At 37.5% G+C, this 21,813-nt stretch carries 19 protein-coding genes; 5 read left to right on the top strand and 14 right to left on the bottom strand.

Features of this window, described 5'->3' with window-relative positions; translation table 11 throughout:
- Positions 1 to 4: 4 nt before the first annotated feature.
- From ACIEHO_RS07610 to ACIEHO_RS07645, 8 genes are all read right to left on the bottom strand, one after another.
- Positions 5 to 1,561, bottom strand: a complete 1,557-nt coding sequence (locus ACIEHO_RS07610) for an NAD(P)/FAD-dependent oxidoreductase (protein WP_406970548.1) — start codon at positions 1,559 to 1,561, stop codon at positions 5 to 7.
- Positions 1,562 to 1,592: 31 nt separating this feature from the next.
- The gene (locus ACIEHO_RS07615; protein WP_406970287.1) at positions 1,593 to 2,534 is read right to left on the bottom strand and encodes a DUF6807 family protein; all 942 of its coding nucleotides are present in this window, start codon (positions 2,532 to 2,534) and stop codon (positions 1,593 to 1,595) included.
- Positions 2,531 to 3,874, bottom strand: a complete 1,344-nt coding sequence (locus ACIEHO_RS07620) for an alpha/beta hydrolase family protein (protein ID WP_406970289.1) — start codon at positions 3,872 to 3,874, stop codon at positions 2,531 to 2,533. The genes ACIEHO_RS07615 and ACIEHO_RS07620 overlap by 4 nt, the downstream gene beginning before the upstream one ends.
- Before the next feature lie 42 nt (positions 3,875 to 3,916).
- Complete coding sequence (locus ACIEHO_RS07625; RefSeq protein WP_406970291.1) at positions 3,917 to 4,093, bottom strand: hypothetical protein; 177 nt, start codon at positions 4,091 to 4,093, stop codon at positions 3,917 to 3,919.
- A gap of 69 nt (positions 4,094 to 4,162) precedes the next feature.
- Positions 4,163 to 4,648: a hypothetical protein gene (locus ACIEHO_RS07630; RefSeq protein WP_406970293.1), complete on the bottom strand. Its 486-nt coding sequence runs from the start codon at positions 4,646 to 4,648 to the stop codon at positions 4,163 to 4,165.
- Positions 4,629 to 5,471: a hypothetical protein gene (locus ACIEHO_RS07635; RefSeq protein WP_406970295.1), complete on the bottom strand. Its 843-nt coding sequence runs from the start codon at positions 5,469 to 5,471 to the stop codon at positions 4,629 to 4,631. The genes ACIEHO_RS07630 and ACIEHO_RS07635 overlap by 20 nt, the downstream gene beginning before the upstream one ends.
- A 57-nt stretch (positions 5,472 to 5,528) precedes the next feature.
- Positions 5,529 to 7,514 carry an alpha/beta hydrolase family protein gene (locus ACIEHO_RS07640; RefSeq protein ID WP_406970297.1) on the bottom strand — a complete coding sequence of 662 codons (1,986 nt, stop codon included), beginning with the start codon at positions 7,512 to 7,514 and terminating at the stop codon, positions 5,529 to 5,531.
- Between the two features lie 72 nt (positions 7,515 to 7,586).
- The gene (locus ACIEHO_RS07645; RefSeq protein ID WP_406970299.1) at positions 7,587 to 8,507 is read right to left on the bottom strand and encodes a dihydrofolate reductase; all 921 of its coding nucleotides are present in this window, start codon (positions 8,505 to 8,507) and stop codon (positions 7,587 to 7,589) included.
- A gap of 308 nt (positions 8,508 to 8,815) precedes the next feature.
- Here ACIEHO_RS07645 and ACIEHO_RS07650 point away from each other — a divergent pair, with 308 nt between their 5' ends.
- The gene (locus tag ACIEHO_RS07650; RefSeq protein WP_406970301.1) at positions 8,816 to 9,112 is read left to right on the top strand and encodes an isoamylase early set domain-containing protein; all 297 of its coding nucleotides are present in this window, start codon (positions 8,816 to 8,818) and stop codon (positions 9,110 to 9,112) included.
- Positions 9,113 to 9,312: 200 nt separating this feature from the next.
- Here ACIEHO_RS07650 and ACIEHO_RS07655 read toward each other — a convergent pair whose 3' ends face one another.
- The gene (locus ACIEHO_RS07655) at positions 9,313 to 10,137 is read right to left on the bottom strand and encodes a thymidylate synthase (protein WP_406970303.1); all 825 of its coding nucleotides are present in this window, start codon (positions 10,135 to 10,137) and stop codon (positions 9,313 to 9,315) included.
- 301 nt (positions 10,138 to 10,438) lie between these two features.
- Between ACIEHO_RS07655 and ACIEHO_RS07660 the strand changes: the two genes are divergently transcribed.
- Complete coding sequence (locus ACIEHO_RS07660) at positions 10,439 to 10,609, top strand: hypothetical protein (RefSeq protein ID WP_406970304.1); 171 nt, start codon at positions 10,439 to 10,441, stop codon at positions 10,607 to 10,609.
- 96 nt (positions 10,610 to 10,705) lie between these two features.
- Here ACIEHO_RS07660 and ACIEHO_RS07665 read toward each other — a convergent pair whose 3' ends face one another.
- From ACIEHO_RS07665 to ACIEHO_RS07675, 3 genes are all read right to left on the bottom strand, one after another.
- Positions 10,706 to 11,329 (bottom strand): bifunctional nuclease family protein, encoded by a 624-nt coding sequence (locus ACIEHO_RS07665; RefSeq protein ID WP_406970306.1) that lies wholly within the window; start codon positions 11,327 to 11,329, stop codon positions 10,706 to 10,708.
- A gap of 176 nt (positions 11,330 to 11,505) precedes the next feature.
- On the bottom strand, positions 11,506 to 12,465 hold the full coding sequence (locus tag ACIEHO_RS07670; protein ID WP_406970308.1) for an electron transfer flavoprotein subunit alpha/FixB family protein: 960 nt from the start codon (positions 12,463 to 12,465) through the stop codon (positions 11,506 to 11,508).
- 99 nt (positions 12,466 to 12,564) lie between these two features.
- Positions 12,565 to 13,311 carry an electron transfer flavoprotein subunit beta/FixA family protein gene (locus ACIEHO_RS07675; protein WP_406970310.1) on the bottom strand — a complete coding sequence of 249 codons (747 nt, stop codon included), beginning with the start codon at positions 13,309 to 13,311 and terminating at the stop codon, positions 12,565 to 12,567.
- Between the two features lie 157 nt (positions 13,312 to 13,468).
- Here ACIEHO_RS07675 and ACIEHO_RS07680 point away from each other — a divergent pair, with 157 nt between their 5' ends.
- Positions 13,469 to 14,449, top strand: a complete 981-nt coding sequence (locus ACIEHO_RS07680) for a pyruvate dehydrogenase complex E1 component subunit beta (protein ID WP_406970312.1) — start codon at positions 13,469 to 13,471, stop codon at positions 14,447 to 14,449.
- Positions 14,450 to 14,516: 67 nt separating this feature from the next.
- Entirely contained in the window at positions 14,517 to 17,021 is a 2,505-nt protein-coding gene (locus ACIEHO_RS07685; RefSeq protein WP_406970314.1) for a DUF5686 and carboxypeptidase-like regulatory domain-containing protein, read from the top strand.
- Between the two features lie 152 nt (positions 17,022 to 17,173).
- Here ACIEHO_RS07685 and ACIEHO_RS07690 read toward each other — a convergent pair whose 3' ends face one another.
- On the bottom strand, positions 17,174 to 18,001 hold the full coding sequence (locus ACIEHO_RS07690) for a cyclase family protein (RefSeq protein WP_406970316.1): 828 nt from the start codon (positions 17,999 to 18,001) through the stop codon (positions 17,174 to 17,176).
- Positions 18,002 to 18,184: 183 nt separating this feature from the next.
- Positions 18,185 to 19,438: a methionine adenosyltransferase gene (metK, locus tag ACIEHO_RS07695; protein WP_406970318.1), complete on the bottom strand. Its 1,254-nt coding sequence runs from the start codon at positions 19,436 to 19,438 to the stop codon at positions 18,185 to 18,187.
- A 686-nt stretch (positions 19,439 to 20,124) separates the two neighbouring features.
- Here metK and ilvD point away from each other — a divergent pair.
- Complete coding sequence (ilvD, locus tag ACIEHO_RS07700; protein WP_406970320.1) at positions 20,125 to 21,810, top strand: dihydroxy-acid dehydratase; 1,686 nt, start codon at positions 20,125 to 20,127, stop codon at positions 21,808 to 21,810.
- The last annotated feature ends 3 nt before the right edge of the window (positions 21,811 to 21,813 follow it).

The following is a 21,813-nucleotide window of genomic DNA, read 5'->3' on the forward strand; positions in this document are numbered from 1 at the left end:
GTAACTATAAATTATTTGTTGCAGCTTCAGCACATCTTTCGCCATCCATAGCCGCAGAAACGATACCGCCAGCATAACCAGCACCTTCGCCGCAAGGGTAAAGATTTAAAATTTGAGGATGTGCGAAGTTTTCAGTTCTAGGTATGGAAACTGGTGATGAGGTTCTGGATTCTACCCCTACAATGTTGGCTTCGGAAGTATAGTAGCCTTTCATTTTTTTACCAAAGGCATCAAAGCCTTTTCTTAATCTGCTTCCAATTAGTTTTGGCAATAGGGAGTGAAGGGGAGCAGAGTTTAAACCTGGTTGATACGATGAAGCGTTCAAGGTATTTGAAAAATGCCCTTCAACAAAATCTGTTAAACGTTGGGCTGGAGCAGTTTGGGTTCTTCCACCTGCTGTAAAGGCCAATTTCTCCAAGTTTTTTTGGTATTCCAGTCCTTTTAAAGGGCCAAATTTTTCATATTTAGACAAGTCGGAATCGACATTAATTTCGACAACAATGCCTGAATTGGCGTATAGGTTATTTCGTTTTGAAGGCGACATTCCGTTCACTACAACTTCGCCATTGGCTGTTGCTGCAGGCACTATAAACCCACCTGGGCACATGCAAAAGGAATATACACCACGGTTATTTACTTGTTCTACCAAACTGTAAGAGGCGGCAGGTAATAATTCAGAACGCTTGCCCGAACAGTGATATTGAATGGAATCGATAATATGTTGCGGGTGCTCCACACGAACACCCATAGCAAAAGACTTAGCTTCTAAAGCCACTTCTTTCTCATGAAGTTTATAAAATATATCACGAGCGGAGTGTCCAGTGGCTAAAATGACTTTATTCACAGCCATTATATCACCATTTTTTAATTGAATGGATTGGATTTGTCCGTCTTTTATTTTGAAGTCGGTTACACGAGTTTCAAAATGGATTTCACCACCGTGTTTTAAAATAGTTTCTCTAATATTTTTAACCACTTTGGGTAGTTTGTTGGTCCCAATATGCGGATGGGCATCTACCAAAATTTGGTCGGTTGCTCCATGAAAAACCAGATTTTCAAAAATCCTGCGTACATCACCACGTTTTAAGCTTCTGGTGTATAATTTACCATCGCTATAAGTACCTGCACCGCCTTCGCCAAAACAATAATTGGAATCTTCGTTTACAAAATGCTCTTGGTTAATAGCTTTTAAATCGCGCCTGCGGTCACGAACGTTTTTACCGCGTTCTAACACAACAGGTTTGTAACCTAGTTCGATACAGCGTAGGGCAGCGTACATTCCGGCAGGGCCAAAGCCAATAATATGAATAGTCTTAGCCTTTGTTACGTCTTTATAATCAAATTGATATTCTGATGTTTTTGGAACTTCCTCGTTTATAAAAACCGAAACTTTATAGTTGAATACAATGTTCGGTTTACGGGCGTCAATCGATTTTCGGAGGACTTTAATGCCCGAAATGTCAGCTTGGTTAATGGCTAATTTTTCAGCAGATTTTAAGAGCAGAATATCGCTGATTTCTTCCTCTTTTAAACTAACACGAAGCTGAATGTCTTTTATCATACTGCGAAAATAATGAAAATAGCCATCGGTTCTATTGATTTTTATAATCCTCATAAATTGAGGAAATGTCTATAGCATTCGCGTTTCCGTTGTGAACGATTAATCGGTATTTTAAAATGGTAGGTTGGGTTTGGGAAAGCGATACGGGTTCTGCTCCTGGAAACGGATACACCGCATTTTGCATACTCTTTTTAGAGCGTAAAATCCATCGGTTTATGGGCTTGGGGTTGTCTGGATGGCAAAGTGTTGTAAGCCCGGAAATGGCATTTTTTTTACTCAAAGAACCAGAAATATCCATCCAAGGCCCTGCTTTTATGGGCAAGTTTTCTGGTACTATATTGCCTATAGAGCTGGTGAATGTTACATCTTGGGGAAGCTTAATCCTCGGTGAAAATCCGCCGTAACCCTTTTCGTTTTCGGCACCACCAATGCGCATATTTGGTTCCAAGGCGAGCAAGGAAATTTCAATATCTATTAGTCTGTAGTTTTTTTCTTTTGGATAAACTTTTATGGTGGTGCGCTCTTTTACGAAAGGTTTTTGGTTTCCGATACTATCTTTCCAAAGATTGGATTTCCAAAATGTTTCTGCCTGTATTCCTTTCGCGGAAGATTTTTGGAGAAGTGCTCCAACAGAGACAACATCCCAACTAAAATTTTCAATTTCCCAACCGTCCCCAATTCGTTTATCACCAATATGTAATTGATGCCAAGCCCAAAAAATCCCCCGGTGGTGCAGGTGGTCTTCAGGGAAATCTTCGGTTAAAATGTCGCCATCTAATGTGTAAAGTGGATGGATGTAATTAGCTCGATTGTAGGTTCCATTCAAACTTTTTTCCGCTATTTGGTATTTTAAAATGCTGTCATTTCCTTCGGTGAAGTAAGTGCCTTCGGAATTTATATGGACATTAATTGGTGTTGAATTTGTGCAACTCGTAAGTCCGAATAGGAGTAATAAAAAGGTTAAACATTTCATTTTAAATGTGTTTTAAAGAAATCGTAAAGAACGTTTAAATCAGCATAGTTTTGAGGTACAGAATGTCCTTCGCCATAATCGATTAAGGTTGAAGTTGGGACGTTCAAGGAATCCAACTTGTTTTTGAAATGCTCAATTTGATATTGGTAATACGGCGCATCAGTGGTGTTATAAAAAAATAACGTGGGAGCTGTTCTTGAAGATTCCACCAAATAACTTGCCCCCATAGTTTCCCATAATGCTCTATTACTTTCTAAATTACCCCATGCCCACGGACATCGCATTTCAAGGTTTTTATCGCCATCGTCCTTTACATTATAAATTTGGGTATAGTCAAAAACCCCGGAGCCAAGAGCTGCGGCTTGCACATCATCTGAAATACCTTGATTAAAACCTGCGTTTTCAAATTCCGGAACTGATTTATCACCAATAGCCATGGCGCCAGCGGTAGAACCCCGCGAGAAGCCGTAAATGCCAATGTTGCCCGAAAGCCCTAAGGCTTCACCTTTTTTCCGTAACGTGCGAATGGCCGACTTTACTTTTTGGGCGGCATCAGGATTTACTTGATAAGATTTGTAAGTTTCGGGTTGACCTCCCTTGGGTTGGCCTTCTCCCCAAGGACAATATTTAGGGTGGTCGGCAATGGCCCAAGCCATGCCATGTGCGGGTGCACCTTCTAAAAAAGAATCGTTAAAACCCGCAAACGTATATTTTAAATAGGTGCGTTTGTTTTGGTTGGTATTGGTGAGTTCCCCAGCTTTGGAGTCGAAAGTTGCGTAACTGTTGCTGTATGAAAACGACAGTACCACTGGAACTGTGGTTTTTGGGTTAGCTGGATAAATAATATCCATGTTTAGGGTATCGCCTTCAGTATATGCCTCTGGTGTGTTGTAAACGCTAGGGTCGTCTTTAAAATAAGGAACGTCCCTGGCAATTCTGTAGCCTTCAAATAATATATAGCTTTGGTAATTAGAGCAGTCGGTCAATCCACAAAACGCCCCATCTTCAATGGCATCATTAATGGCTATAATATCTTGGTTTATTTGTGTTGGCGTCGCATTTGGGTGATACTTGTAATCTAGTTCTATAACACGATAGCCTTGATTAAGTAGCCAACGGATATCTTCTTTATTGGAATTTTCACCTGTTTTTTCGAAAGCCAAATTTTCAAGGTATATAATGGTTAAAGGGTTGCCTTTAAAATCTACTAAAGGTGTTTTTGGGTGATTTATCTTATATGTAATGGGCGAGTTTGTAATACCACTATTCCAGTATTTGGCAGGTGAGCATGATAAAATGGAAAAACATATTATTATGTTGTAGATTAATATTTTTAACATGCAGTAAAAATAGTTAAAAACAGAGCAAATATTTTTAATGAGTTAGTTTTTAATATGAAGTTCTACATTAAATTCTTGGATAAGAAGCGTGTCTCTAACTCCTAATTTTGAATAGGATTCAGAATCAAAAGAGTTATTGGTTCTTTTATAAGCTTGCCAATACTCAAAAGTTTCATCAAATTCATCATAACTAATAAAATAATGGTCTACAAAGGGCATATATAAAACCTTTCCGTCTTTTTTTTACATATTTACATGCTTTAAATTTAACCGCATCACGGTATCCGCTTAAGGGAGGGGGGGGATAAAGTGTTCTTCAAATAAGGGATGGTATTTTAAATGGTTTTTATTAAAATCAAAACTATAGTAGCTATTGCCAACAACTGCAACACTGGTATCTCGACTTTCCCAATACGTTATTTCAGGGGTTTCATATAAATTAAGCATTTTGTTAAACGAACTACTCATTGAAATTAACTCTACACTTGTTTCAGAATGGTAGGTTACTGAAATGTCGTTTTCTATTTGTGTGGTATCGAGGTCTGTGAGATATTGTTTTACGCGCTTGAAAAGATTGGTTGATATTTCAGAATCTTTTACTTCGCCATATCTTGTAAAAACCCTAATGTTTTGTCCAGAAAATTTGGTTGATGTAAAGGTGGTTGGATATTCAATAATGTATTCTTCTTCCTTAGCACAAGAACTGAGAACTACAACAGTTATTAATAAACTTAAAAATATTTTCATGGTATAATTAGTTGCTACAATTACCATCAATTAAATTTTGTTTTGTTGGATTATAAGCATTCTTCTCTATTGTCATATCAAGATTAGGAAGGTTTTTAATGAGTGGCTCAACGCCACATAGGTTTGTTAAATTAGAATTCCATCTTACTCTAAGATATCCAGCAGTAGATAAATTTTTTAAACCATTTAGATTAGTTATGCTGCCATTACCAGAGATATCTAAATATCCACCAACAGAATTCAAATTAGCTAAGCCATCCAAGTTTTTTAACTTTGCATTTCCTATAATTTCTAAACGAGCAGCAAAAGTAGAATCATTATTTACATCGCTAATGGTTGAAATATTTTTCAACCCATCAATGTTTTCTAAAGATTCATTTTGCTCAATTCTTAATAATTTTAAGTTGCTACTGATGTTTTCTAATCCATCGATATTTGTTAGTTGCGAATTATCAAAAATCCATAATCTTTCAATATATGTAATTTTTTTAAGTGAGTTTATGTTGGTTAATGCTGTATTGCCTAAAATAGCTAATCCTTCATCAATGGATTTTAGGTTACTGAGTGGCTCTATATTTGACAATACCGTGTTGCCTGAAATTATTAAATAATCAATAGACGTTAAAGTACTCAAACCCTCAATATTTGATATGGAGGACGTTTGATGTCCATAATCAACACCAATCATAACAGTTCCAGTTACTTTAGTGTAGCCTTCTTTACCAAAATCATCAATTTGTTGTTGGGTGTTAAAAATAATATCACCCTCATAAACAACTTCGGGTTCTTGGTCCTTGGAGCAATTGAATAAAAGAATAAATACGGAAAGAATAAATGTAATTTTTTTCATTTCGAGATTTATGAGATGTCAGTCGAAATATAATAAAAATAATCTTACAAAAGTAAATTAATCGACGAAGCGAATTCTATCTTTTCCAGATAACCCCATCAAATCCTGTAAATCATAAAACTTTAAAACGCCATACAGCACGTTGGTGTAGACGTCTTTTTGCATCGGGTTTTCCAGAAAGTTGTAAAACGATTTTATAGACCGAGATATTTCGGTACGGTTTATTCTGCTGTCAAGATAAGTGGTGTGTATGGCCGTTGGACCGTAAAGCCCGTTGGCTATGAGTTTAATGTCGTGGTTTTTTAGTTTGTCGTGTTGTTCAATAAAATCGAGCACGGTCATCACATCCACGACACGCTGCCCCATAATAGGCTTGCCAATATGCATACTGGCCATGGCGTTGCGGTACTCCCAATTCCAGTATTTGGAGTCGTTGAGGTTAATGGGGTCGGCCGTTTCACCAAACCCACGCAAATCAGGAACCACCAAAATATCGTTTTGGTTGATGTGGTGGTCAATTAAAGGTTCGTTATTCAGTACATCGGCTTTACCGCTTTCATTTAAATACAGAAAGATGTCACTTTTTGCATTTGCGTTTTCGGGCATTAAAACTAAACAGGGTACAGGGAATTGTCCTGTTCTATTGATTTGGTATTTGTGTAAATTGAATTTTCTAAATGACTTTGAACCTGTTGGAAGCACATCGATTTCTTCCGTAGGAAGTACTTCAATACCCAAAAGTTTCATTACTTGTGTTCGTATTTCTATGCTGTCTTTTTTCAAAAAATCTTTTCTGCTGCTTTTCAATTTTTGAAATTCTTGTCTGTGGAATTCAGGAATAGAAATATTACCAGCAATGGAGGTGATTACTTGACCGGTTTCCGTGCAATTTAAGTTTTCAATATCGGTTGAACGGGTTTCGGTTTCCTTTACTGGCGTGTCATCGCCGTAAAACCATGTTTTAAACCAAGTGGTCATGGCTTCGCGTTTGGGTTTGGGCATTCCGTGGCCCGCTTCAACAGAAACCATTTTCACATGTTCCGGCTGGCCTAAAACTGTATAGGCTTGTTCTAGGTCTTTAAAAGCCTGTGTGGCTCCCCAATAATCTACAAAATCGTATTTCCCCGACATGATTAACACAGGTTTGGGAGCCATCATCAAAACAAAATCGGCTAGTTCCAGTTGCTCTCTGCCTTCATAAGGAATGTGTTGGCAACCATCGGAAGCACCATAAACCTCCAAAACCTTTTGGCGCTTTGTAAAATAACTGCAAACGGTGGCGACTTTTATGCGCTCGTCGAGGCCGAGCATATAGGTGGTTTGGGTACCGCCACCCGAACTGCCATAAACACCAATTCTATTATTATCGATGTCCTTTCGGTTTTCCAAATAATCAATGGCACGGTGGTTGTCCCAATATTCGTAAGCAGCTAAACTGGAACCCAAGAGGTTGGCACCGGCATTTACTAATGTGTGCTCTGTGGTGGCACCCCGAGTAAGTGATTTGCTGTTTTCATCTATAAACTGAATACGTTCACCTTGCCCAATAGGGTCGACCACTAAAACCGCAATTTTCTTTGTAACCATTAAAGTCGCCGCTCTCGATAACGGAGCCTTTCCGCGAAGACCGTGGCCGCATAAATGTAGCGTTGCAGGGAAGGGACCATTGCCATCGGGAATATAAAGGTTTGCGGTTACATAACGTTTCGGAGAACTTTCAAAAATGATGTTTTCAATCCTAAAACCATCCATTTGCGTAGTGCCAACTACTTTAGCGTTGAGTTTGCTTTTTTCAGGAAAATCGCCAACGATGTTTTTGTAGCGTTCAATGCATTCGTCTCGATATTTTACAAGGTTTTCTTTTGATTTTAAAGCTTCGGAAAACTCATTGTCACGAAGGTCGTATTGCTGTTGCATATCGCGTAGCAAAAAGTTGTTGTAAGCCGTACTCATTCGCCACGATAGAGCATTGCCAGGCTCCTGTGCTATTACTTTTAAACTTAATAAAAGAAAGGCTAGAGTTACAGATCTAAATAGTTTCATTTGTAAACGGATTAACAAAGTGATTACAAATTACATAAAATATGTGGAAGAAAAACGAAGCCTAGCACGAACCTATTTTCTTTCGTAAGTAATAAACGAAAATTCATAATCGTGGTCGCCATCTTTTTTATGAAAGGTGTTAGCGGTTTCTTTCCAAACAGTATCATCTACTTTCGGGAAAAATGCATCAGCCTCAAAACTTTCATGAACACGTGTTAATTCAATTTTATCAGCACTAGACATGGCCTGTTCATAAATTTGTCCACCACCTATTATAAAAGGTTGCGAGTCGCTTTTTGAAGCGTCAAGTGCATCTTCCAAACTGTTTACAACAATAACGCCTTTAGGAGCTTTGTAGTTACTTTGTCGGGTAATCACGACATGGGTTCTGTTCGGTAGTGGTTTTGGAAAGCTTTCAAAGGTTTTACGGCCCATAATGATATGGTGTCCACTCGTTAGAGCTTTAAAGCGTTTTAAGTCGTCTCTTAAATGCCAAATCAGTTGGTTGCCTTTTCCAATAGCATTGTTTTCGGCAGCAGCGACAATAATGGTCAATATCGATTTTTTATTCTGTGGGGATGTATTGTTTTGCTCATTGTAGACTTCGCTTTGCGCCAACAAAGTCTCCTCTTTTACAAGACCTTGTTTTATTTTTTCAATTCGGTCTTTCTGTTTGGCTACCAATTTTTCAAGCTGTTCTTTTTCCCATGCTTTCCCCATAAAATTATGGGTTATGAAAACATTAAAAACATGGTACAAAAGAAAAAATAACCATAAAAGAATAGCAAATAAAAACCATTCCATACCAAAAGGTCTGAATTCTTTCTCAATGCCAAGAACGGTGTTTGCCACGATTAAAAGAACAGCGCCAATTAAAAACAGCACGAAATGAACATAGAGTCGCTTTTTTTGCTTGATACGCCTCTGGGCATTTTCAATAAGCTCTAATTGGTCTTTGTCTATTTGCGGTTTGGCCTTCTTCTTTCCGAACATATTTATGTAAATAAAGTTTGTAAAGTTAATTTTTTTTTGATCAATATGTAATGAATGATTAAATACTCCATAAGAAAACATCAATGAATATGATTGATGAATAAAAACCTCTGAAAATCAGAGGAAAACGGAGTACGTTGCATTGATAATATTACAAATATTCAGTTGTTTTTTTTGTTTACCCTAATTTTAATCGATTACATGTTAACAAAATGATAATTCTTTACTGTAAACGAATTTAAAAGTACAGCACAAGCGAATTGTTTTTTAAATTTGTTCCAAAATACAACACAATTAAAATTTGAATTATGGCTATTAAAAAACAATACCTAAAAAGCAAACCAGTTTGTAAAGTAACTTTTTCTTTACCTGCAGAAGATGCCAAAAAAGTTTCTGTAGTTGGAACTTTTAATGACTGGAATGAAAAGAAAACAGCTCTTAAAAAATTAAAGAATGGTACTTTTAAAGGTACTTTAGATTTAGAAACAGGAAGTTCTTACGAGTTTAAATATCTTGTTGACGGTGTTTACGTTAACGATGAAGCAGCCGATGCTTATGCCTGGAATGATTTTGCCGGTGCAGAAAACGGTGTTTTAAACTTATAGTTTCTCTTATAAGACATTTTAAAAACGCACCTCATTTTTTAATGGAGGTGCTTTTTTTATTTTTACTTTTTTTGGCGTTACCCAAGGGTGGGGCCTTCGGCAGTCTCTGCCTCCTTTTTCGGGGAGCTTCAACAAGTGCCTTAATCCCTAATGCGGGTTTATTTTACTAATATTTTGCATATTCAAATGGCAAGGCTATTTTAAACAGCCACAGCACCTTTAATGTGTGGATGCGGATTATAATCCTCTAATGTGAAATCGTCAAAAGTGAAATCGAAGATGTCTTTTACATCGGGGTTTAACTTCATTTTTGGCAACGGACGAAGGTCTCTGGACAGCTGCAACTCCAATTGCTCAAAATGGTTGCTGTATATATGCGCATCACCAAACGTATGGATGAATTCCCCAGCTTCATAGCCACAAACTTGAGCCATCATCATGGTAAATAAAGCATAAGAAGCAATATTAAAAGGAACACCTAAAAAGATATCTGCACTACGTTGGTACAATTGACAGGATAATTTTCCGTTGGCCACATAAAATTGAAAAAAAGCATGGCAAGGCGGAAGGGCCGCTTTACCGTTGGCAACATTTTCGCTAAATGATTTTGAGGTGTCAGGGAGTACGGACGGATTCCAAGCTGAAACCAACATTCTTCGGCTATTGGGGTTGTTTTTTAGCGAATGGATAACCTCCTTGATTTGGTCAATTTCATCACTGTTCCAGTTGCGCCACTGGTGGCCATAAACAGGACCTAAATCCCCTTTTTCATCAGCCCATTCGTTCCAAATTCTAACACCGTTTTCTGTTAGGTATTTTATATTGGTATCGCCTTTTAAAAACCATAGCAATTCATAGATAATCGATTTTAAGTGCAATTTTTTGGTGGTTACCATCGGGAATCCTTCACTTAAATCAAATCGCATTTGGTAACCAAAAACACTTTTCGTTCCCGTGCCCGTGCGGTCTCCTTTCTCATTACCGTTTTCTAAAACGTGTTTTACTAAATCGTGGTATTGTTTCATATGCCCATCTTCCGTCTTCCCAAAGGGAAGAAATTTTCATAAGTTAAATTTGAATTATAAATAGTTAAAAATCAAATAGCTGTTTATTCAACAGGCTGACGACGAAAATAAAAAAAACGCATTAACGACGCCTTGTTTTAAGGTGTATAATATTAAAAAGTTATTAACGATTGTGTTTTATGTTTCGGTTTCCACTTTGGGGAATTAAAGGGGCTCTTTTATCCGATAATCATTCCAGCGATGGTGGCCGAAATCAACGAAGCAATAGTTCGCCCAATAGGCGCTTAAAACCATATCTGCATTGTATGCGCCAAAGACTACTTATGGGAAAGCATTGGCTCGTGATGATATTCGTTTACAAGATGTTTTTAGTGTTGGTTTTGCAACTTTTGACACTTCTAATTGTAAAGAAGAGGCTTTAATTAATTTGACTGTGTTTCGGTTCGCCAGCAATGTGAACGGAATCCTTTGAAATTATGTTGTCTTTACTTTGTACTGAAATGTTTAGAGTGAAGAAAAAACATAAAGCAAAAAATAGAAACAGCTTTTTCATAAATTAATAACGAGTTTATTCTCTTTTAGAAATTTCGTCACGAATATATGCTGCCTTTTCGTAGTCCTCTTTCGCAACGGCGTCTTCTAAAAGTTTTTGAAGTTCATCGAGTGTTTTGCCTTTTAAATTTTCTCGGGGCGATTCGGCCTCGAGCTCTTTGGCTACAACTTCATCCATTAAGATACTATCTTCCGTTCCTTCCCTATCTTCATCTTTTTTGGGGTTTACCTTAAGATAAATACCCGCTTTGTCAAGAATGTTTTTGTATGTGAATATTGGTGCTTGAAACCGAAGTGCCAAAGCAATGGCATCACTGGTTCTAGCATCGATAATTTCTTCAATTTTATCGCGTTCGCAAATTAAGCTTGAATAAAATACGCCATCAACCAATTTGTGGATAATCACTTGCTTAACCACTATTTCAAATCGGTCAGCAAAATTCTTAAAAAGGTCGTGTGTTAATGGGCGCGGCGGGCTAATTTCCTTTTCCAATGCTATGGCTATAGATTGCGCTTCAAAAGCACCAATAACAATAGGTAGTTTTCGGTCGCCATCAACTTCATTTAAAATCAAGGCGTATGCGCCATTTTGGGTTTGGCTATAAGAAATACCTTTTATATTTAATCGTACTAAACTCATATTATTTTCAAAACGCAAAGAACTGTTTAAATTAGAACTTTACCAAGTGCCAAGGCACAATTATGTATAAAGTGCTAATTTAAGCAGTTAAAAACGACTATACAATTTATGAAAAAATAAATTACTCGATAATCGAGATTTAAACGCTCCACTTGTATCGAAACTAAAAAAATATTTTACTGTTGTGCTTTAAAGGCTTTCAATTTTTCAATGAGTTCTGGAACCACTTGAAAAGCGTCGCCAACAACACCGTAATCGGCGGCTTTAAAGAATGGTGCTTCAGGGTCTGTGTTGATAACTACTTTAACTTTTGAAGCGTTAATACCAGCCAAATGCTGAATAGCACCAGAAATACCAATGGCAATGTATAAATTGGCGGCTACGGGTTTTCCGGTTTGTCCAACGTGCTCGCCATGTGGTCTCCAACCTAAATCGGAAACAGGCTTAGAGCAGGCTGTGGCTGCGCCTAAAATATCGGCAAGTTCTTCAATCATGCCCCAGTTTTCAGGGCCTTTTAAACCTCTTCCACCAGAAACTACGATTTCGGCATCGGCAATAGTTACTTTATCGGTAGCCTTATCAACAGACTCCACTTGAACTTGTGATTCTGGAACGGAAGGCGAGAAGTCTTCCGCAGAAGCACTACCACTATTTTCAACCAAACCAAAGGCATTGTTGGAAACTCCAACAATTTTTACATCGGTATTTATTTGTGAGTTTTCGAAAGCTTTATTGGTAAAAGCAGAACGTTTAACCGTAAACGGGCTTGTACTTGACGGCGCTTCAACAACGTTTGAGGCGTAACCTGCATTTAACCCTACTGCTAAAAGGGGGGCCAAATATTTACTATTTGCACTAGAGCTCACAACCACAACTTTAGAGCCTTCTTGCTCTGCAGCTTGTTTAATAACCGATGCATAAGTCTTCGCGTTAAATTTGTCCAGTTGGTCGTTTTTTACGTCCAATACTTTGTCAACGCCATATTTGCCCAATGTAGAGACATTATTGGTATTTACAGCAACCGCTGTAACAGTAGTGCCTAATTGTTCCGCCACAGCTTTGGCGTAAGATGCTACCTCGAATGCTGCTTTTTTAAAGGTGCCTTGTTCTGATTCTGTATATACTAAAACTGACATAATATTTTTTAATTTGTCATCCTGAAGCTATTTTTCAGGATTTTATTAATTTGTTATTCGTTTGAAAAAAATTCGAACGAGCGCGGAATAATCTAATTCCTAAATCACCTTGGCTTCGTTGTGAAGTAGGTTTACCAACTCGTCTAAATTATCTGGTTCAACTAACTTAACCGTACCTTTTGGAGCTGGTTTTTCGAAAGAAGCGGAAGTAGTTTCGGCTTCGGCATCAACAGGTTCAACAACATTCAATGGTTTTTTTCTAGCCATCATAATGCCTCGCATGTTAGGGATGCGCAGGTCGCTTTCTTCAACCAACCCTTTTTGTCCACCAATAACTAACGGCAACGATGTTGAAACGGTTTCTTTTCCGCCGTCAATTTCTCTAATAGCTTTTGCCGAGGTGCCATCAACTTCTAGACCAATACAGTTATTTACAAAATTTGCATCAGTTAAACCGGCCACCATGCCCGGAACCATACCGCCATTATAGTCTATTGATTCGCGTCCGGCAATTACTAAATCGTATCCGCCGTCTTTAGCCACACTGGCAAGTTGTTTCGCAACTGAAAAACCATCGGTAGGAGCAGTGTTTACACGAATGGCCTCATCAGCACCAATGGCTAGGGCTTTACGCAACGTAGGCTCCGTTTCAGCGCCACCAACATTTACAACGGTAACTATTGCGCCTTGTTTTTCTTTAAACCACATGGCACGGGTTAAACCAAATTCGTCGTTAGGGTTTATAACAAACTGTACACCACTGTTGTCAAACTTGGTATTGCCATCAGTAAAATTAATTTTTGATGTAGTATCTGGTACGTGACTTATGCACACTAATATTTTCATGATAATTTATATATTAAAATGTCCTATTTTTTCAGGCTACGAAGTTAATTATTTTATTCTGAATATTTGTTATGCGCGCATAGTAAATTTTAAAAAAATCTTATCTCTTGGTAAGTCATTTATTGTTATTTTTGCTATTCCAATTAAAATTTTTTTAATGAAAACAATTCAATTTAGAGAGGCTATTTGCGAGGCCATGAGTGAGGAAATGCGTAAAGATGAAAGCATTTATTTAATGGGTGAAGAGGTTGCCGAATATAACGGGGCCTATAAAGCATCAAAAGGTATGTTGGACGAATTTGGGCCAAAGCGTGTTATAGATACGCCCATTGCAGAACTAGGTTTTGCTGGTATAGCTATTGGATCAACCATGACGGGCAACAGACCTATTGTTGAATACATGACTTTTAACTTCTCTTTAGTAGGGATTGACCAAATTATAAATAATGCTGCCAAAATCAGACAAATGTCGGGTGGGCAATTTAAATGCCCAATAGTGTTCCGTGGACCAACTGCTTCGGCAGGTCAATTGGGAGCCACGCACTCACAGGCTTTTGAAAACTGGTTTGCGAATACACCGGGATTAAAGGTAGTTGTGCCCTCAAACCCATACGATGCAAAGGGTTTATTGAAAGCTGCTATTCGTGATGATGACCCAGTTATCTTTATGGAAAGTGAGCAAATGTACGGTGATAAAGGCGAAGTGCCCGAAGGCGAATATATTGTGCCATTAGGTGTTGCCGATATTAAACGTGAAGGAACCGATGTTACTATTGTGTCTTTTGGAAAAATTATTAAGGAAACTTATAAGGCGGCCGACGAACTAGAAAAAGAAGGTATTTCTTGTGAAATCATCGATTTGCGTACCGTACGCCCAATGGATAGAAAAGCTATTTTGGAGTCGGTTAAGAAAACAAATAGATTAGTGGTAGTGGAAGAGGCTTGGCCATTTGGAAACGTCGCTACTGAAATCACTTATTTGGTTCAATCTGAAGCTTTTGATTATTTGGATGCTCCGGTTGTAAAAGTTAATACGGCCGATACACCGGCACCATATTCTCCAGTGCTATTGGCAGAATGGTTACCAAATCATGAAGATGTGATTAAGGCCGTTAAAAAGGTGATGTACAAATTATAAATAAAACAGAATTATTTACGTTAAATAGGCTTCATCAGCACTCTTGCTGATGAAGTTTTTTTGTATTATGAACTTGAGACTAATTATTGCCCTTTTTCTACTCGGAACTTTTTCTGCCTTTGCCCAAACTAAGGTTAGTGGTCATGTCTTTGATGAAAATGAAGAACCCATACCTTTTACCAATGTAATATTTCAGGGCTCTACGCAAGGTACTATCACCGATGAAAATGGTAAGTTTTATTTAGAATCAGACGAAACATGGGCTGGGCTTGTAGTATCTTTTATTGGTTACGAAACTTTAATAGCGCCCTTAAATAAACGGGTAAATTATAATTTAAAATTTACATTAAAGGAAGAACGTGCAGAACTAAATGAAGTTTTAATTGTAGCAGGCAAAATATCTAAAAAAAACAATCCAGCTATTGATATTCTTAGAAAAATCTGGGACAATAAAAGAAGTAACGGCTTAAAGCAATTCGCCCAGTATCAATATGATAAATATGAAAAAGTTGAATTCGATATTAATACCATCGATAGCGCACTTATAAAAAGTAAGCTCTTCCGAGGGATGGAATTTGTTTTTAACGAAGTAGATACCTCGCGCGTTACAGGAAAAACCTATTTGCCCATATTTATTAACGAGGCAGCTGCAGAAGTTTATGGAGATAACGAAATCAATAAAACCAAAGAGATTTTAAAAGGAAATAAAAACTCAGGTTTTAGCGATAACCAAATAATCATCGATTTTGTAGACGACCTGTACAACGACTTTAATATCTACAATAATTATCTCCAGTTTTTCGATAAAAGTTTTGTTAGTCCGCTTTCTAAAACCGGAATCAGTACCTACAATTATAAACTGATGGATAGTGCTTTTATCGATAATAAATGGTGCTATAACATAATCTATTACCCACGCCGTAAAAATGAACTTACTTTTAAAGGTGATTTTTGGGTGGCCGATACCACTTATGCTATCAAGGAAATTAATCTTCAAGCATCAAAAAGTGCTAATATTAACTGGATAAAAGATATTTATATTGAGCAGGAATTCGAAGTATTGAATGATTCGTTATTCCTAATTAAGCGGGATTATATGATGACTGATTTCGCATTCAATAAAAAGGAAAAATCGAGAGGTGTTTACGGAAAAAGAACGACACTATACGATAATTATAAGTTCGACATAAAAAAGGATGAAGATTTTTACGAAAAGGATGTGTATAATTACGACATGGATGTTTACCATCGAGATGATTCATTTTGGGCTAAAAATCGATTGGAAGAACTGAACAAAGATGAAAAGGGCGTGTACAAAATGTTGGATACGCTAAAAACCGTAAAAAAGTTTAAGCGGCTTTATAATTTGGGAAGCATTTTGGCATCGGGTTATATTGAATTTAATAAACTTCCGTTGGATTATGGCCCCATTTTTTCAACCTTTGGGTTTAACGAAGTTGAAGGACTAAGAATGCGAGCTGGTGGACGTACCTATTTCGGGCCAAATGACCTTTGGCGATTGGAAGGGTTTATGGCTTATGGTTTTAGAGACGATAAATTTAAGTACGGCATATCTGGAAAATTGCTGCTGAATAAGAAAAACCGACTTATCATTTCCGGAGGCAACCGTCGCGATGTAGAACAAATAGGGGCTAGTTTAACAACAAGTACCGATGTATTGGGTAGGAGCTTGGCGTCGTCGTCATTAGTCGGTACGAGCGCCAACGATAAGCTCACTAGTATAAACTTAACCAGTTTGGCAATTGAGGCTGAACCTTGGCGAAACGTAATATTTAGGCTGGGTGCTAACTACCGTACTTTAGAGTCGGCGTCGCCAACCTTCAGTTTGGATTATAATACGACTGATGGGGTAAAATCTGAAATTAACCAATATGAATCTACTTTATCGGTATCTTATTTCCCGAAGCGGAAAATGACCGGTTATGGTGTAGAACGCCGAACAGCCAACGATGATTTTGCACGACTCTTTGCGCAAGTTAGCCGGGGTGATAAAACCATTTTAGATAGTGATTTTGACTACACAAAACTGCAGTTTTCGTATATCCAGCCATGGCAAGTGGGCGGTTTTGGTAGGTTGACCGCAACAGTTGAAGCAGGTAAAACCTTTGGCAAGGTACCGCTTGGGTTGTTAAGTGTGGTTCCGGGAAACCAATCATACTTTTCAATTTATAAAACTTTTTCACAGCTCGATTTTTATGAGTTTGTTACCGATACCTATGCCTCATTTCATTTTGAGCATAATTTTAATGGGCGCCTGTTTTCAAGAGTACCACTGTTAAGAAAGCTAAACCTTCGTGAAATTGTAAGCGTACGCGGGGCATGGGGCAATCTTTCGGATGAAAATATAGCACTGAGCACCACCAGTAACCCAAATAACATTGATTTGGTGGCGCCATCAAACCAACCTTATTACGAATACAGTTTAGGTGTTGGCAACATTTTTAAGGTGTTTAGAATCGACTTTAATTTTAGGGGAAATTACAAAGACAAGGTAGAATATCCCAACGCCCGAAAATTTGGGATAACAGGTAGTTTTGGGTTTTATTTTTAGAGGGCGCGTTTAACGTTTTGTATAAGATTAGAGTAGTGTTGTGTGCAAGGGTTTTCGAAAGGAAATAGGACATAACAAAAGTTCAAGAACTCATAATTAATTACCTGATTTAATATTATATTTTGCAAAGTTATATTTAGTTATTAGTGTAATTAATTAATGATAGCCACAATCCTTAAAGGGGCACCACTTCCACCTTGAATTTTCATGGGCAATGCAACTATTTCAAATCCAGAATTTGGTAATTTGTCTAGATTGGTAAGATTTTCAAAGGCTGGAATGTTATGTGAAAGTAAAATAACATGACTTTCAAAATATTCAGATTGACCATAATCGATACTTGGCGTATCAATTCCAATTGCATTAATATTTCGTTGCTCAACCAGCCATTTTGCCGCTTCTTTAGATAATCCAGGGAAGTGTAGTTTTTTAACCGCATCTTCACCGCGTTGGGCTGTTCCCATATATTTAGCTTTGTCAGGATAATATTTAGAAAATCCTGTTTCTAATAAAATAATACTTCCTTTTGGGATTTTAATTTTTTCTTTATTTTCCCACGCTAAAAAGTCATCAATCTTTATTAGGTAGTCAGAATTATTAAGTGCGTCAGAGGAAATATCAATTTTAATTGCTGGTCCGATTAATTTTTCAAGAGGAATTTCATCTACAGTTTGGCCTTTTTCTGAAAAATGAATGGGTGCGTCTATATGAGTTCCACCATGTTCAGCAGTGCTAAAATTATTTGCACAATAATAAAACCCTTTATCAGTATGTCCTTTAAAAACAGTATCTAATTTGAATTCCTTTGCAGTTACCCAATACACGGTTTTATCAGAATAGGCATGTGATAAATCTACCAGTTTCCGTTCTGATGTTTTTATTTGAATAGGTTTAACAGAATCTGACGAAGCTGTTTGTTTTTGAACACATCCAATCAATAAAAAAGGGAATGATAGAATAAATAAAAGTTGCGTTTTCATTTTTGTAGGTTTTATACTCTAGACGTTTAATAATTATGCTTGTACAAGGTTGTACGTCGTTACGTTTCAATGTATTATATGCATCGTTGAACGAAGTTAGTTGAAAATTTTTATAAAATTAAGTTTACAATAAAAAAAGACCGCTATTTAGCGGTCTTTTTAAATATCTAAAAAAGTACTGGTTTACAATCCGAAAACGTCTTTTACTTGTTCCACATAATCCAACTTTTCCCAAGTAAACAATTCTACATCCAATGTTACGGTTTCGCCATTGGGTTGCGAAAAGGTTTTGGTTACGGTTTCGTTGGTGCGTCCCATGTGTCCGTATGCCGCAGTTTCACTATAAATGGGTGAACGTAATTTTAGGCGTTCTTCAATGGCAAACGGGCGCATATCGAAAATTTCAGAAACTTTTCTGGCAATTTCACCATCGGTCATATCTATTTGGCTAGTACCATAAGTGTCTATAAAAATACCCATAGGCTCAACTACGCCAATAGCATAACTTACCTGAACTAAAATTTCGTTGGCAATGCCAGCAGCGACTAAGTTTTTGGCAATATGTCGAGTAGCGTAAGCGGCACTTCGGTCTACCTTACTAGGGTCTTTTCCTGAGAATGCACCACCACCATGGGCACCTTTTCCACCATAGGTGTCCACAATGATTTTACGTCCGGTTAAACCGGTATCGCCGTGCGGTCCACCAATAACAAATTTCCCGGTAGGGTTAATGTGGTATTTAATGTTGCTGTTAAACAATTTTTGTGCGTTTTCTGGTAATTTGGCCACCACACGCGGTATTAAAATATCAACAATATCTTTTCTAATTTTTGTCAACATGGTATCGTCATCGGCAAAATCGTCGTGCTGTGTGGAAATCACAACAGCATCAATACGTTGCGGTACATTATCATCACTATATTCAATAGTTACCTGACTTTTACTGTCGGGACGCAAATAGGTGATATCTTTATTTTCTCGTCTTAATTCGCCGAGTTCTTTTAGAATTCTATGCGACAAATCCAGAGCCAATGGCATAAAGTTTTCTGTTTCATTGGTGGCGTAACCAAACATCATACCTTGGTCGCCAGCACCTTGCTCTTCTTTGCTGCCTCGGTCTACACCTTGGTTAATGTCTTCAGATTGTTCATGGATGGCTGAAAACACCCCACAAGAATTTCCATCAAACATGTATTCGCCTTTGGTGTAGCCAATCTTGTTAATAGTGTCTCTGGCAATTTTCTGCACATCTAAATAGGTGGTAGATTTTACTTCACCGGCAAGTACTACCTGCCCTGTGGTTACCAAAGTTTCACAGGCTACTTTCGATTCGGTGTCAAAAGCCAAAAAATTGTCGATTAAGGCGTCGCTAATTTGGTCAGCTACTTTGTCTGGATGCCCTTCAGAAACACTTTCTGAAGTGAATAAATAAGCCATATGTTTTTGTTTTATTGCAAGATTTGACGGAAAACGTCGAAGGAAGTTTACACTGCCTTTAGCATTTTTTTTAATACTGAACTTGTTTCAGTATCTCTTCATTCGAGGTACTTTGATTTTCAGTATTAAGAGGTTGCAATCAGTCAAATCTTTCCTCTTGTTGTAATTTTTGATGGGGCAAAAGTAAAAAAATAAAGTAAAACGGTTGTTAAAAAAAATCTTAAAAATTCTTAAGGTTGGAAATCTAATTTTTTTTTGTTTTTCTCTATAAAAAATTGGCTGTTTAATTTTATTTACAAATATTTGTAGCCTAAGATGAAAAAATACGTTTTATATAGCATTTCTACTACCATCGGTGTCAATATGGATTAGCGATAGTAGGGACGGTTTAGTAAAACAAAATATAAATTTAAGCCTTCCTTTGAGTGAAGGCTTTTTTAATGCAGTTTTTTTTCATTTTGGGCATCATAAAAATATTGATTTAAACAGTTGTTTTTCAGTTGTTTGTGTTTGTTTTTAGGGTTGTGAATTTAACCCGTAAAAACAAACCTAGGGTAAGATAAAGCAGCAATAAATTAATTTCGAAAACTATTTAATGTAGTTTTGCGGAAAATTTTAAAAAAATCTTAAAAGAATTAGAATTTCAAACTAAAATTAGATAAAACAAAGAATTATCCATAACAAAAATGAAGGAACTCAATAAACATAGTAGAAGGTTAACTCAGGATGAATCGCAACCAGCATCGCAGGCCATGTTGTACGCCGTAGGTTTAACGGATGAAGATATGAACAAGGCTCAAGTGGGTATTGCCAGTACAGGCTACGACGGAAACCCTTGTAACATGCATTTGAATAATTTGGCCGCTGAGGTTAAAATTGAATGTAAAATTGCAGGATTGGTCGGTTTAGGGTTCAATACCATTGGGGTAAGTGATGGTATTTCTATGGGGACTTCAGGTATGAACTATTCTTTGGCTTCTCGCGATATTATTGCAGACTCTATTGAAACCGTGATGAATGCACAAAGTTATGATGCGTTGATTTCTGTGGTAGGTTGCGATAAAAATATGCCGGGTGCCGTTATTGCTATGTTGCGTTTAAATCGCCCTTCAATTATGATGTATGGCGGAACGATAGCCTCTGGAAAGTATAAAGGAAGAAAGTTAAATATTGTTTCAGCTTTTGAAGCTTTAGGACAAAAAGTAGCTGGTGAAATTGAAGAAGATGAGTATAGAGAGATTATAAAAAGAGCTATCCCCGGAGCAGGAGCTTGTGGAGGTATGTATACGGCAAATACCATGGCATCGGCTATTGAGTGTATGGGCTTTGCATTACCTTATAACTCGTCAATTCCTGCTGAAAATCCAAATAAGTTATCTGAAAGCGAAAGAACAGCTATCGCCGTAAAGAATCTTTTGGAGTTAGATTTAAAGCCTCTAGATATAATTTCTAAAAAATCGATTGAAAATGCTATTGCGCTAGTTAATGCCTTGGGTGGATCAACCAATGCGGTACTCCATTTCCTGGCCATTGCGCATGCCGCTGATATTGAATTTACTTTAGAAGATTTTCAACGTGTAAGCGATAGAACGCCGCTTATAGCCGATTTAAAGCCAAGTGGTAAATATTTAATGGAAGATGTACACGGTATTGGTGGAACACCAGCCGTAATGAAATATTTATTGGATAATGGTTATTTGCATGGAGATTGTATGACGGTTACTGGGAAAACTCTAGCCGAAAATCTTGCAGATGTTGAACCACTTCAGTTTGAAAATGAACAAGATGTTATTTATCCAAAGGACAAAGCCTTAAAATCTTCAGGAAACTTACAAATTCTATATGGAAATTTAGCCACTGAGGGTGCTGTTGCAAAAATATCAGGAAATGAAGGATTGCTGTTTGAAGGGAAAGCGGTTGTTTACGATGGTGAACAAGCTGCCAATACTGGAATTTCAAATGGAGAAGTAGAGCGTGGTGATGTCGTCGTCATCCGTTATGTGGGGCCAAAAGGCGGGCCAGGTATGCCAGAAATGTTAAAACCAACATCGCTGATTATGGGTGCTGGTTTAGGGAAATCGGTAGCACTAATTACAGATGGTCGTTTTTCTGGTGGAACCCACGGGTTTGTGGTTGGTCACATAACCCCAGAAGCGCAAACTGGAGGAGTCATTGGTTTGATAAAAACCGGTGATAAAATTAGAATCAGTGCTGAAGATAATTCCATTAATGTGCTGATTTCTGATGAAGAACTAGCCAAAAGAAAAGTCGAATGGAAGGCTCCTGAGCTAAAACACAAAAAAGGAATATTATACAAATATGCAAAATCAGTGGCATCGGCATCAAAAGGATGTGTTACTGATGCATTTTAAATT

This window comes from Flavisericum labens, assembly GCF_045446075.1.
In the GTDB taxonomy this organism is placed as follows: domain Bacteria; phylum Bacteroidota; class Bacteroidia; order Flavobacteriales; family Flavobacteriaceae; genus Flavisericum; species Flavisericum labens.